This is a genomic window from Pseudomonas pergaminensis (assembly GCF_024112395.2).
Lineage (GTDB): Bacteria > Pseudomonadota > Gammaproteobacteria > Pseudomonadales > Pseudomonadaceae > Aquipseudomonas > Aquipseudomonas pergaminensis.
Window position 1 is genome coordinate 618,783 of sequence record NZ_CP078013.2, and the last position, 13,504, is coordinate 632,286.

At 61.8% G+C, this 13,504-nt stretch carries 10 protein-coding genes; 8 read left to right on the forward strand and 2 right to left on the reverse strand.

The features are described 5' to 3' along the window. The first annotated feature begins 134 nt into the window (after positions 1-134). From KUA23_RS02750 to KUA23_RS02780, 7 genes are all read left to right on the forward strand, one after another. Positions 135-2,438, forward strand: a complete 2,304-nt coding sequence (locus tag KUA23_RS02750) for a YgiQ family radical SAM protein (RefSeq protein WP_078046611.1) — start codon at positions 135-137, stop codon at positions 2,436-2,438. A gap of 211 nt (positions 2,439-2,649) precedes the next feature. Further along, positions 2,650-3,570: an Ssp4 family T6SS effector gene (ssp4, locus tag KUA23_RS02755; protein WP_252993412.1), complete on the forward strand. Its 921-nt coding sequence runs from the start codon at positions 2,650-2,652 to the stop codon at positions 3,568-3,570. Next, positions 3,567-4,025: a hypothetical protein gene (locus tag KUA23_RS02760; RefSeq protein ID WP_252993413.1), complete on the forward strand. Its 459-nt coding sequence runs from the start codon at positions 3,567-3,569 to the stop codon at positions 4,023-4,025. The genes ssp4 and KUA23_RS02760 overlap by 4 nt, the downstream gene beginning before the upstream one ends. A gap of 50 nt (positions 4,026-4,075) precedes the next feature. Next, entirely contained in the window at positions 4,076-4,471 is a 396-nt protein-coding gene (locus tag KUA23_RS02765; RefSeq protein WP_050587826.1) for a hypothetical protein, read from the forward strand. Positions 4,472-4,658: 187 nt separating this feature from the next. Beyond that, entirely contained in the window at positions 4,659-7,949 is a 3,291-nt protein-coding gene (locus KUA23_RS02770) for a transglutaminase family protein (protein ID WP_252993414.1), read from the forward strand. Between the two features lie 147 nt (positions 7,950-8,096). Continuing rightward, complete coding sequence (locus KUA23_RS02775; RefSeq protein ID WP_252993415.1) at positions 8,097-10,583, forward strand: circularly permuted type 2 ATP-grasp protein; 2,487 nt, start codon at positions 8,097-8,099, stop codon at positions 10,581-10,583. Continuing rightward, positions 10,583-11,473 (forward strand): transglutaminase family protein, encoded by an 891-nt coding sequence (locus KUA23_RS02780; RefSeq protein WP_078046616.1) that lies wholly within the window; start codon positions 10,583-10,585, stop codon positions 11,471-11,473. Before KUA23_RS02775 ends, KUA23_RS02780 begins: the two co-directional genes overlap by 1 nt. A gap of 46 nt (positions 11,474-11,519) precedes the next feature. Here KUA23_RS02780 and KUA23_RS02785 read toward each other — a convergent pair whose 3' ends face one another. After that, complete coding sequence (locus KUA23_RS02785; protein ID WP_100491614.1) at positions 11,520-11,702, reverse strand: hypothetical protein; 183 nt, start codon at positions 11,700-11,702, stop codon at positions 11,520-11,522. A gap of 333 nt (positions 11,703-12,035) precedes the next feature. Between KUA23_RS02785 and azu the strand changes: the two genes are divergently transcribed. Beyond that, positions 12,036-12,482 (forward strand): azurin, encoded by a 447-nt coding sequence (azu, locus tag KUA23_RS02790; RefSeq protein ID WP_010213586.1) that lies wholly within the window; start codon positions 12,036-12,038, stop codon positions 12,480-12,482. Positions 12,483-12,676: 194 nt separating this feature from the next. Here the strand turns inward: azu and nadE are convergent, their stop codons facing one another. Next, complete coding sequence (gene nadE, locus KUA23_RS02795; protein WP_078046618.1) at positions 12,677-13,504, reverse strand: NAD(+) synthase; 828 nt, start codon at positions 13,502-13,504, stop codon at positions 12,677-12,679.

Sequence of the window (13,504 nt, forward strand, 5' to 3'; positions counted from 1 at the left end):
TGAATACATTCAAGTGTGGGAGCTGGCTTGCCTGCGATGGCGTCATCACAATTCCGACCATTACCGTCGGAATTGGTCAAAATTTGTGCTATATTCCGCGCCCGCGATTTTTCATCTCAACACCGGTCACCGTCATGCAAACAGCCAAGCCGTTATTTGACTATCCCAAGTACTGGGCCGAATGTTTCGGTCCAGCGCCATTCCTGCCGATGAGCAGGGAGGAGATGGATCAGCTTGGCTGGGATTCCTGCGACATCATCATCGTCACCGGTGATGCCTACGTAGACCACCCGTCATTCGGCATGGCGATCATCGGCCGGCTGCTGGAGTCCCAGGGCTTTCGCGTCGGGATCATTGCGCAGCCGAACTGGCAATCCAAAGACGACTTCATGAAGCTCGGCGAGCCGAACCTGTTCTTCGGTGTCGCGGCCGGCAACATGGACTCAATGATCAACCGCTACACCGCCGACAAGAAAATCCGTTCCGACGACGCCTACACGCCTGGCGGCATGGCCGGCAAACGCCCGGACCGCGCGAGCCTGGTGTACAGCCAGCGTTGCAAGGAAGCCTACAAGAACGTGCCGATCGTACTCGGCGGCATCGAGGCGTCCCTGCGCCGCATCGCCCACTACGACTACTGGCAGGACCGCGTGCGCAACTCGATCCTGATCGACGCCACCGCCGATATCCTGCTGTATGGCAACGCCGAGCGCGCCATCGTCGAAGTGGCCCAGCGCCTGTCGTGGGGCCACAAGATCGAAGACATCACCGATGTGCGCGGCACCGCGTTCATCCGTCGTGATACGCCGGTGGGCTGGTATGAAGTGGACTCCACGCGTATCGACCGTCCGGGCAAGATCGACAAGATCATCAACCCGTACGTGAATACCCAGGACACCCAAGCCTGCGCTATCGAGCAGGAAAAGGGGCCGCAGGACGATCCGGAAGAAGCCAAGGTCGTGCAGATCCTGGCCAGCCCGAAGATGACCCGCGACAAGACCGTGATCCGCCTGCCCTCGGTGGAAAAAGTCCGTGGCGACGCGGTGCTCTACGCCCACGCCAACCGCGTGTTGCACCTGGAAACCAACCCAGGCAACGCCCGTGCGCTGGTGCAGAAGCACGGTGAAGTGGACGTGTGGTTCAACCCGCCGCCCATTCCGATGACCACCGAAGAAATGGACTACGTGTTCGGCATGCCTTACGCCCGTGTCCCGCACCCGGCGTATGGCAAGGAAAAGATCCCGGCCTACGACATGATCCGTTTCTCGGTGAACATCATGCGTGGCTGCTTCGGCGGCTGCACCTTCTGCTCGATCACCGAGCACGAAGGCCGCATCATCCAGAACCGTTCCGAAGAGTCGATCATTCGCGAGATCGAAGAGATCCGCGACAAGGTCCCGGGCTTTACCGGCGTGATCTCCGACCTCGGCGGCCCGACCGCGAACATGTACCGCATCGCCTGCAAGAGCCCGGAGATCGAATCCGCGTGCCGCAAGCCGTCGTGCGTGTTCCCTGGCATCTGCCCGAACCTGAACACCGACCACTCGTCGCTGATCCAGCTGTACCGCAGCGCCCGTGCGTTGCCGGGTGTGAAGAAGATTCTGATCGCTTCCGGCCTGCGCTATGACCTGGCCGTCGAATCGCCGGAATACGTCAAGGAGCTGGTGACCCACCACGTCGGTGGCTACCTCAAGATCGCCCCGGAACACACCGAGGAAGGTCCGCTCAACCAGATGATGAAGCCGGGCATTGGCAGCTATGACAAGTTCAAGCGCATGTTCGAGAAGTACACCAAGGAAGCGGGCAAGGAGCAGTACCTGATTCCTTACTTCATCGCCGCCCACCCCGGCACCACCGATGAAGACATGATGAACCTGGCCCTGTGGCTCAAGGGCAACGGCTTCCGCGCCGACCAGGTGCAGGCGTTCTACCCGTCGCCGATGGCCACCGCTACGGCGATGTACCACTCGGGCAAGAACCCGCTGCGCAAGGTCACCTACAAGAGCGACGCGGTGACCATCGTCAAGAGCGAAGAGCAGCGCCGTCTGCACAAGGCCTTCCTGCGTTACCACGACCCGAAGGGCTGGCCGATGCTGCGTGAAGCCTTGACCCGCATGGGCCGTGCCGACCTGATCGGGCCGGGCAAGGACCAGTTGATCCCGCTGCACCAGCCGAGCACCGACAGCTACCAGAGCGCGCGTCGCAAGAACTCGACGCCGGCCGGCAGCCACAAGGTCGCCAAGGAAACCACCACGAAGATCCTCACCCAGCACACCGGGCTGCCGCCGCGTGGCAGCGACGGCAGCAACCCGTGGGACAAGCGTGAGCAAGCCAAGGCCGCGGCCCAGGCGCGCAACAAGCAGGCCGCCAAGGAGCGCGCCGATGCGGCCAAGGGCAAGGGCGGCAAGCCTGCGCGCAAGCCGGTAGTGCCGCGTTGATCGCAGCCTGAACATGTAAAACGCCAGCCGTGTGCTGGCGTTTTGCTTTCTATTCGGTGGCGAGCCTGTTTGTTAAGGTGGCGACCATTAAATCGCCTTCGCGAGCAAGCCCGCTCCCACACTTGAATGTATTCGCACATCAAAATGTGGGAGCGGGCTTGCTCGCGAAGGCGTCAGTTCAGTCACCACCCATTTCAAGGAAGAACACCCCATGGGCAACCCCCTGGCCGGCATCGGCATGGACTCCAACCGCTCGCAGTTCATGGCGCGCCAGCGCATCGAAAGCCAGATCAACCTGCCGCGCCTGTTCGCGGCTATCGACGCCGACCCCGGGATTGTCGGCGCAGGCGTGGTGTATATCGACGCCGACTTCAACGTCATTACCCTGCGCGAATTCAAGCCCATCTGCAGCATCAAGCCCAAGCGCATCATTTTGCGTGAAGCGCAGAAGTACATTGCGCCAACGCAGTTTGCTCAACATGTCGTGAGCAATCCTCGAGAGTCGCGACTGATTGGCGAAGCCGTGAATACCGGAGTCTCCTGCTTGGGGGCGGTCATCAGTTGGGCTGCGATCGCCAGTGGAACCATTCTGGTGCCTTTCAGCGCTGGCGCCAGTTCCGTCATCGTTGTAGTGGGGTATGCGGCTGCTGGCGCGAGTACGCTTCAGTGCTTTAACGGCATTGCCCGAACAGCGCTGGAAGTCGCCAAACCTGAGGTCAAGGATTCGCTCGACAGTGAAGGCTGGTACCAGAATGCGTCCATCGTGCTGGACGCCATATCACTGGCAGGCGTGGGCGCTTCGGCCCTGACGACGGTCAAGCTGGTCAGGGCCGCCAAAGCATCGACGGGCAAGAGCCTGCGTGATGTGCTTCGCGGTTTGAATCGCCAGGAAAGAGCCAAGCTGACGAAAGAACTGCTGAGCATCAACCATCCCAGCTTGACCGCGAAGATGATCAAATTGAGGCAGGCGTCGGGCGAACTCACCAAGCGTTTCACCCCGACGCAGCTCAAGCACAGCACCACTACCCAGATCAAAGACGTCCTCGGCGCAACCATAGGATTTGGCGGGAGTGCTTACTCCGGAAACGTCAATACCATCGCGATTGGGTTGTACGAGGAAATAAACGAATGAACGAGTTAATGACGCTACGCGACTTTTTCAGGCAATACTTTCTGACGTTTATGGGCGGCGTATTTGCTGCGTGTTTTTCTTTGGCGTTGGCTGTGGCGCTGGCGTTCATCACCTATTTTCGTGATGCGCCCATTGATCAAGTGGGGCTCAAGATCATGTCTGCCGGGGCGCTGCTCATTCTGTTGACGGTCCATAGCAACTTTATGATTTTGCGGGGCCGACCCTCCTGGGTGTGGGTGATGGTCGGCATCTACGTCGCCTGTCTACTGTTTGTCGTCCCAATGCTTCAGTACCAGCCTCATAAAGTTCTCTATGGGTTGGCGCTGTTATTCCCGTTCCTTGGATTGTTGATACTTAACAGCAAGGTTCAACGAGAGATGCGTGCAAAACTGGTGGGAATCCGTCGCATTCGGCAATCTGTCAAATCAACCGTTGGGTCGAGTAGCCGCATGTGAAGGCGTCGCCGTCGATAACCGGTTTTTTCGCGCGCTATTTCCCCGTGTTCATGGGCACGATTTTCATGGCGATCTTTTCCGGCTCCGCTGCGGTTTCCACGGCGGGCGTAACCTATTTGCGCGACACTGATCCCGCGCTTAAATCCGGCTGTTCGGGCGCTGCGATCCTGATGCTGGTCGCGGTGCTGGTATTTGGCAACGTCATGATCGCGCGCGGCTATCCGTGGGCGACGAAACTGGTGGCGGGCTATCTCGGCGCTTGCCTGTTGTTCGTACTGCCAATGATTCAATACGACCTGCACACGCTGGTCTATGGCTCGGCTGTGCTCTTCCCGCTGCTTGGATTGTTGCTGCTCAACAGCAAGCGCCATCGCGAAATGCGCCAGAAGCTGCTTGAGATCCGCCACCTGCGCCAAGCCGCGATCGCCAAGCGCAAAACCGGCTGATTGGGTAGATTCCCCACCCACCCTCACATCCGCGCCACAAATATGTGCGTCACTTGCACCACGGCGCCCCCGTTGGCGCCGTTTTGGTGCTGTACTTCACCGGGTCTTACGATAAAGCGCAATGACCGCCGCTCTGGCATAAGTCTTGCGCGCTTTGTTCCCATGCCCTGGCTCGCAGGAGGCCGCCGTGTCGATTCATGTCGCGTTGCACCACGTTACGCATTACCGCTATGACCGCGCTGTCGAACTCGGCCCACAGATCGTGCGGTTGCGCCCGGCGGCCCATAGTCGGACGCGAATTCTGTCCTACGCGCTGAAAGTGCTGCCCGAGCAGCATTTCATCAATTGGCAGCAAGATCCCCAGGGTAATTACCTGGCGCGCTTGGTGTTTCCGGAAAAAACGGATGAGTTGCGCATCGAGGTCGACCTGGTCGCCGAAATGGCGGTGTTCAACCCCTTCGACTTTTTCCTTGAGCCCTACGCCGAAAAAATCCCCTTCCGCTACGCCGCCGATGAGCAACGCGAACTGGCGCCGTACCTGGAAACCCTGCCGCTGACGCCGAAGTTCGCCGCGTACCTGGCGGGTATCGACCGCACGCCACTGCCGGCGGTGGACTTCCTGGTGGGGCTCAACCAGCGCCTGGCGGCTGATATTGGCTACCTGATCCGTATGGAGCCGGGCGTGCAAACCCCGGAGTTCACCCTGGAAAATGCCTCCGGCTCCTGCCGCGACTCGGCCTGGTTGCTGGTGCAGTTGCTGCGCAACCTGGGTTTGGCAGCACGGTTTGTGTCTGGCTATCTGATCCAGTTGACCGCCGACGTCAAAGCCCTCGACGGCCCGTCCGGCACCGAAGTGGACTTCACCGACCTGCACGCCTGGTGCGAAGTGTATTTGCCCGGCGCCGGTTGGATCGGCCTGGATGCCACCTCCGGGCTGTTCGCGGGTGAAGGGCATATTCCGTTGGCGTGTAGTCCCGATCCCTCGTCTGCCGCCCCGATCAGTGGGCTGGTGGAACCGTGCGAGTGTGAGTTCACCCACGAAATGTCGGTCGAGCGGATTTGGGAAGCCCCACGGGTCACCAAGCCTTACACCGAAGAACAATGGCTGGCGATCCAGGCCCTGGGTCGGCAGATTGACGGCGACCTGCTCAAGGACGACGTGCGCCTGACCATGGGCGGCGAGCCGACGTTTGTGTCCATCGACGACCCCGACGGCGCCGAGTGGAATACCGCCGCGCTCGGGCCGGATAAGCGCCGCCTGTCCGCCGAGCTGTTCCAGCGCATGCGCAAGCACTACGCGCCCAAGGGCCTGGTGCACTTCGGCCAGGGCAAGTGGTACCCCGGCGAGCAACTGCCACGCTGGTCGCTCAATTGCTACTGGCGCCGCGATGGCGTGCCGATCTGGCACAACAGCGCGTTGATCGCCGATGAACAACAGGACTATGGCGCGGATGGCGCCCTGGCCGGGCGTTTCCTGGCCAGCGTCGCTGAGCGCCTGAAGCTACCGGCACGCTTTGTGTTCCCGGCCTTTGAAGACAACTTCTACTACCTGTGGCGCGAAGGTGCGCTGCCGCAAAACGTCACCGCCCAAGACCCACGCCTGAGCGACGACCTGGAGCGCGAACGCCTGCGCAAAGTGTTCGCCCAGGGCCTGGATAAAATCATCGGCCAAGTGCTGCCGCTGGCGCGCACGGCGGCCAATGACCGCTGGCAAAGCGGGCGCTGGTACCTGCGTGACAACCATTGCCGCCTGGTGCCGGGTGATTCGCCCCTGGGTTATCGTCTGCCACTGGCCTCGCAGCCTTGGGTGACGGCGGCCGAGTACCCATTTGTGCACCCGACGGACCCTAACCAGGACCAGCCGGAGCTGCCGACCACCTCCCAACTGCAAAGCCATGGCGACCCTGCGCCGATTGATGAACGCGTGCCCAAGGTCGACGAGTCCGCCGACTGGCTGACCCGCACCGCGCTGTGTGCCGAGGCGCGGGAAGGGCGCCTCTACCTGTTCATGCCGCCCCTTGAGCGTGTCGAGGACTATCTGGAGTTGGTGGCCGCCATTGAGGCGACAGCCGAAGAACTGCACTGTCCGGTATTGCTGGAAGGCTATGAACCGCCAGCGGACACGCGCCTGAGCAACTTCCGCGTCACGCCGGACCCCGGCGTGATCGAGGTCAACGTGCAGCCGTCCGCCAGTTGGGACGAGTTGGTGGAGCGCACCGAGTTCCTCTACGAAGAGGCCCGGCAAACCCGCCTGACCACTGAGAAATTCATGATCGACGGGCGCCACACCGGCACCGGTGGCGGTAACCACTTTGTGCTCGGTGGTGCGACACCCAAGGACTCGCCGTTCCTGCGCCGGCCCGACTTGCTGCGTAGCCTGATCAGCTATTGGCACAACCACCCGTCGTTGTCCTACCTGTTCTCCGGCCTGTTCATCGGCCCGACTTCACAGGCGCCACGGGTGGATGAGGCACGCAACGATGCGTTGTACGAGCTGGAAATCGCCTTCGCGCAAATGCCCGAACCCGGTGAAGAATGCCCGCCATGGTTGGTGGACCGCCTGCTGCGCAACTTGCTGATCGACGTGACCGGCAACACCCACCGCGCCGAATTCTGCATCGACAAACTCTACTCGCCCGACGGCGCCACCGGCCGCCTGGGCCTGCTGGAGTTGCGCGCATTTGAAATGCCGCCCCATGCGCGCATGAGCCTGACCCAACAACTGTTGCTGCGCGCCTTGGTCGCACGCTTCTGGCGCGAGCCCTATGCGCCGCCGAAGCTCGCGCGCTGGGGCACCGAACTGCACGATCGTTTCCTGTTGCCGCACTTTATCGAGCAGGACTTCGCCGACGTGATTGTCGAACTCAACGCGGCCGGCTACCCGCTGCGCGCCGAATGGTTCGCCGCGCACCTGGAATTCCGTTTCCCCAAGGTGGGCGATTACGCCGTCAGTGGTATCGAACTGGAACTTCGCCAGGCCCTGGAACCCTGGCATGTGCTGGGCGAAGAGGGCGCGGTGGGCGGCACGGTGCGTTATGTGGATTCGTCCCTGGAGCGCCTGCAAGTCAAATTGACCGGGCTGCCACCGCAACGCTACCTGCTGACCTGCAACGGAATCCCAGTGCCACTGCACGCTACTGGGCGAGTCGGGGAGTTCGTGGCCGGCGTGCGTTACCGCGCGTGGCAACCGGCCAACTGCCTGCAACCGACCATCGCCGTGCATGCGCCGTTGGTGTTCGACGTGTTGGATACCTGGATGCAACGCTCGCTGGGCGGCTGCCAGTACCATGTTGCCCATCCGGGCGGGCGCAATTACGACAGCTTGCCGGTGAATGCCAACGAGGCGGAGAGCCGGCGCATGGCGCGTTTTTTCCGGTTGGGGCATAGCCCGGGGAAGCTCGACGTGCCGACGGTTGTCATTAACGACGAATTGCCGATGACCCTGGATCTACGTCGTTTCCCCAATAAAAATGACTGAACGCTATCCCCTGTGGACGCTAGCTTTTGTGGTGAGCGAGCTTGCCTCGCGCGGGGCAGGCCCGCTCACCACAAAAGCCGGGGGCTACAGGGGATTTGCAGTGTTTGTTGAGTTAATCTGAGCCCCCTTGCCTCTGCCGAGCGTTCCATGTCCGACTTGCTCGACCGTTACCCGCTGACCGCGGGCACTTATCACGAATTGCTGGACGACAGCGGCGCGGTACGTGCCCATTGGCGGCGCTTGCTGGATCACCTGCAACGCAGCACGCCTGCCCAACTGGCCCAGCGCCAGGCGTTGCTGACCCGACAGATCCAGGAAAACGGCGTGACCTACAACGTCTACGCCGACCCCAAGGGCGCCGACCGCCCGTGGGAACTGGACCTGCTGCCCCATGTGCTGGCCGCCGATGAATGGCAGCAGCTGTCGGCGGGGATCGCCCAGCGTGCGCGCCTGCTCAACGCCGTGCTCGCCGACCTGTACGGCCCGCAGCGCCTGATCAAGGAAGGCTTGCTGCCCGCCGAGCTGGTGTTCGGCCATAACAACTTCCTGTGGCCGTGCCAGGGCATCCAGCCGCCGGACGGAGCGTTCCTGCACCTGTACGCCGTGGACCTGGCGCGCACGCCGGATGGCCGTTGGTGGGTCACCGCCGACCGCACCCAGGCGCCTTCCGGTGCCGGTTATGCGTTGGAGAACCGCACCATTGTGTCACGGGCGTTCCCGGATCTTTACCGGGATTTGCAGGTCCAGCACCTCACCGGTTTTTTCCGCACCTTGCAGGAAACCCTGGCCCGCCAGGCGCCCGGTGATAACCAGCCGCCGCTGATCGTGCTGCTCACGCCGGGCCGGTTCAACGAAAGCTATTTCGAACACCTCTACCTCGCCCGCCAGCTCGGCTACCCGCTGGTAGAAGGCGGTGATCTCACGGTGCGCGACAGCACGGTATTCCTGAAAACCCTCAGCGGCCTGCGCCGGGTGCACGCGATCATGCGGCGCCTGGATGACGACTTCTGCGACCCGCTGGAACTGCGCACCGACTCCGCCCTCGGCGTGCCCGGCCTGTTGGACGCGGTGCGCCAAGGCAATGTGCTGGTGGCCAATGCCCTGGGCAGCGGCGTGCTGGAGTCCCCCGGTCTGCTGGGCTTTTTGCCGAAGATCAACGAGTTCCTGTTTGGCGAAGCATTGATCTTGCCGTCCATCGCCACCTGGTGGTGCGGTGAAGCGCCGGTACTCGCTGAAGCGCTGGAGAAACTGCCGGAGTTGCTGATCAAGCCGGCGTTTCCGTCGCAGAGTTTTGCGCCGGTATTTGGCCGTGACCTGGACGACGAACAGCGCCAGGCCCTGGCCGAACGCATGCGCGCGCGCCCCTACGCTTACGTTGCCCAGGAACTGGCGCAACTGTCCCAGGCGCCGGTGTGGCACACCGTGGATGACCACCTGCAACACCGCGCGATTGGCATGCGCGTATACGCCGTGGCGAGTGACGAGGGTTACCGCGTGCTGCCCGGCGGCCTGACGCGTGTAGCGGCGGAAGCCGATGCCGAAGTGGTGTCGATGCAACGTGGCGGCGCCAGCAAGGACACCTGGGTGCTCGGCGAACGCGCCGCCGGTGGCGAGCACTGGCGCGCACAGCGGGCGATTGGCGCCCATGACCTGGTGCGCCGCGATCCCTACCTGCCGTCCCGCGTGGTGGAAAACCTGTTCTGGTTCGGGCGTTATTGCGAGCGCTGCGATGACAGCGCGCGCTGGCTGCGCATCGTGCTGGCGCGTTATGTGGACGGCGATGATCCGCTGGCCTTGCAGGCGGCGGTCGAGCTGGGCGAAAACCTGCGACTGCTGCCGGAAGAGGGCGAGTTGCCCGAACGCCTGCTGGCGGCACTGCTCGGCGATGACTGGCCGTCGAGCCTGCGCGCCAACCTGCAACGCTTGCAGTGGGCGGCGTCCCAGGTGCGCGGCAAGTTGTCCCGGGAGAACTGGCAGGCCCTGGTGGAGCTGCAACGCGAAGCCATGGAGCTGGAACGCGACACCCCGGACTTTGGCGAGTTACTGGATTTCCTCAACCGCCTGGTGATGTCCCTGGCGGCGTTGTCGGGGTTTGCCCTGGACGACATGACCCGCGACGAAGGCTGGCGTTTCTTGATGATGGGCCGGCGCATCGAGCGTCTGCAGTTTCTGAGCAGCAGCCTCGCCGCATTCCTGCGTGGCGTGGCGGTGTTCGATCAGGCCGGGCTGGAGTGGTTGCTGGAGCTGGGCAACAGCAGCATTACCTATCGCTCGCGCTACCTGGCGGTGCCGCAGTTGATCCCGGTCCTCGACCTGCTGTTGCTGGACGAGCAGAACCCCCATGCGGTGTTGTTCCAGCTCAAGTTGGTGAGCCGCACCCTGCGGCGTCTCAATGACGACTTTGGTGTGCCACGGGAAACCGGTCTCGGCCCGTTGGTGGAGCGCCTGGCGCGATTCGACCTGGGTTGCCTGGAGAACCCGTTGTTTGGTGAGGCCAGCGTGCGTGCCGCGTTGGAGGGCCTGGCGGACCTGCTGCAAGCAGTCGCCGATGAGAGTGGGCAAGTGTCGGACCGTTTGGCCTTGCGCCATTTTGCCCATGTGGATGATGTCAGCCAGCAAACGGTGTCGGTGTGATGAGTGCGCGCTACCAGATTTTCCACGATACCCATTACCACTACGACAGCCCGGTGTCCCTGGCCCAACAGTTGGCGCACCTGTGGCCACGGCCGTGCGCCTGGCAGCGCTGCAGCTCGCAACAGCTGGATATCAGCCCGGAACCGACGTCGCGCCGCGATGAGTTGGATGTGTTCGGTAATCCCATCACCCGCCTGGCGTTCGAGCGGCCCCATGATGAACTGCTGGTGAATGCCGGGCTGACCGTGGAAGTGCTGGCGCGGCCAATGCTGGACTTCCAGCAGTCGCCGGCCTGGGACCAAACCCGCGACAGCCTGACCTACAGCAGCCAGGCCATGTCGCCGCAGCTGATCGAAGCCTGCCGCTACCGGTTCGAATCACCCTACGTGCACCTGAAGAAAACCTTCGTTGAGTTCTCCGAAAGCTGTTTCCCCCCTGGCGAACCCTTGCTGTTGGGCGTGCAGGCGTTGATGGAAAAGATCTTCAGCGAGTTCACCTTCGATGCCGAAGCTACCCAGGTGGCTACCCCGCTGGTGGAAGTGCTGGAGCGCCGACGCGGTGTATGCCAGGACTTCGCCCACTTGATGCTCGCCTGCCTGCGTTCGCGCGGCCTGGCGGCGCGCTATATCAGCGGTTATCTGCTCACCCAGCCACCGCCCGGCCAGCCACGGCTGATCGGCGCCGATGCGTCCCATGCGTGGGTGTCGGTGTATTGCCCGGTTTCAGGCTGGGTGGATTTTGATCCGACGAACAATGTGCAGCCGGCACTGGAGCACATCACCCTGGCCTGGGGCCGGGACTTTTCCGATGTGTCGCCGTTGCGAGGAGTGATTCTGGGGGGAGGGAGCCATGACCCGGAGGTACGGGTGACGGTGATGCCGCTGGAATAGCGATTGATTGTGCCGAGCCGGGTGAGCCGGCTCAGCACAAAGGAAATTATTCAGCCGGATCCTTTGGTGTTTCGGGCTCGTCGCTCGTTACTTCACCATCGGCATCCGGGTTCAGTGCGCCGGCTTCTTCATCTGCAGCGGCTTTCTTGCGTTGCAGTTTTTCCTCTTTCTTCTGTTCCTTGGCCAAGTCTCTCTGACGTTTGGCGAAGGAGTAATTAGGTTTGGCCATGGGCGATCCTCTAGGGTCGAAGGTGAGGGTGGCGGCGCGCAGCTGCCTTGGGACGACATGGTAGCAGCTTCAAGGTGCGCTTGGCCTTCACTTACCGCAGGCGTAAGCGGCCAGCAGGCCGTTGAACAGTTGATTGAGGTGCATGGCTCGGACTCCAGTGGGTGATGGGCCGATCATAGGCAGGTGGCAGTACTTTGGCTGGTAGATTGTGTTGATAAGTCTGATAGCCTAAAGTTGTATACAATCTGTTGATTCAGATCATAAGAATTCCTGCCTGCTTCAGGCACCCTTTGTCGCAATACGCGTTTTCTAAACCCTGCCTTGGAGATTCACATGTTTGCCAAACTCGTTGCTGTTTCCCTGCTGACTCTGGCGAGCGGCCAGTTGCTTGCTGCAGAGTGCAAGGTCACTGTCGACTCCACTGACCAAATGTCCTTCAACACCAAAGCCATTGAAATCGACAAGAGCTGCAAGACATTCACCGTCGAGCTGACTCACTCCGGCAACCTGCCGAAAAACGTCATGGGCCATAACTGGGTGCTGACCAGTGCCGCCAACATGCAGCCGGTTGCCACTGACGGCATGGCCGCTGGTATCGACAAGGACTACCTGAAACCCGGTGATGACCGCATCATCGCCCACACCAAGATCATCGGTGCGGGCGAGAAAGACTCGGTGACCTTCGATGTGTCGAAGCTGGCAGCCGGGACTGACTACGCGTTCTTCTGCTCGTTCCCAGGCCACATCTCGATGATGAAAGGCACTGTGACTGTTAAGTAAGCCGATTCCGATCGAAAAAAAGCGCCTCGAGGGGCGCTTTTTTGTGGGCGTTCAGTTGAACTGAGTCATCGTTCATCGCAGGCAAGCCAGCTCCCACATTCAAGCGCATTCTCATGCTGGAACTCAGTCAACTGTGGGAGCTGGCTTGCCTGCGATAGCGGTCTAACAGTCAGCACAAGCCTATCTGGTTCACCTCACGGCGCAAACGGCATGACCCGCTTGTGCTCGGTCTTGCGGTAGGTGTCGCAGATAATCTTGAACGCTTCCTCACGCACCGGCTCGCCGTGCAGGAATGCATCGATCTCGGCGTAGGTCACGCCATGTGACGCTTCGTCCGGCTTGCCCGGCGACAGGTCTTCGAGGTCGGCAGTCGGAATCTTCTCCACCAACGATTCCGGCGCGCCAAAGTGCCGCGCAATCGCACGCACCTGGTTCTTCACCAGGCCGCTCAACGGCGCCAGGTCGCACGCGCCGTCACCGAACTTGGTGAAAAAACCCATCACCGCTTCCGCCGCATGGTCGGTACCGATCACCAGGCCACCGGCCGCGCCAGCGATGGTGTACTGCGCCACCATGCGCATGCGTGCCTTGGTGTTGCCCAGTACGAAGTCGCGGGACACCGCGGCCTTGCCTTCAAATGCCGCCACTTCATTGGCCAGGGCTTTCACCGCCGGGCCGATGTTCACGGTGTGGCGCTCGTCCGGCTCGATAAAGTCCACCGACGCCTGGGCGTCGATCTCATCGAACTGGGTTTCGTACGGCAGGCGCACGGCGATAAAACGGTAGGCCTCATCGCCGGTGCTGGCGCGCAGTTCCTGCATCGCACGTTGGGCCAACAGGCCTGCGGTCAGGGAATCGACGCCACCGCTGATGCCCAGCACCAACGCCTTGAGCCCGGAATTGCGCAGGCAGTCCTGGATAAAGGTCACGCGGCGGGCAACCTCGGCCTCAAGGGCCGCCTGGTCGTTGAACGGTGCTTGGACCTTGAGCTGTTCAGCAATCTCACGCTGTACGGCTTGCAT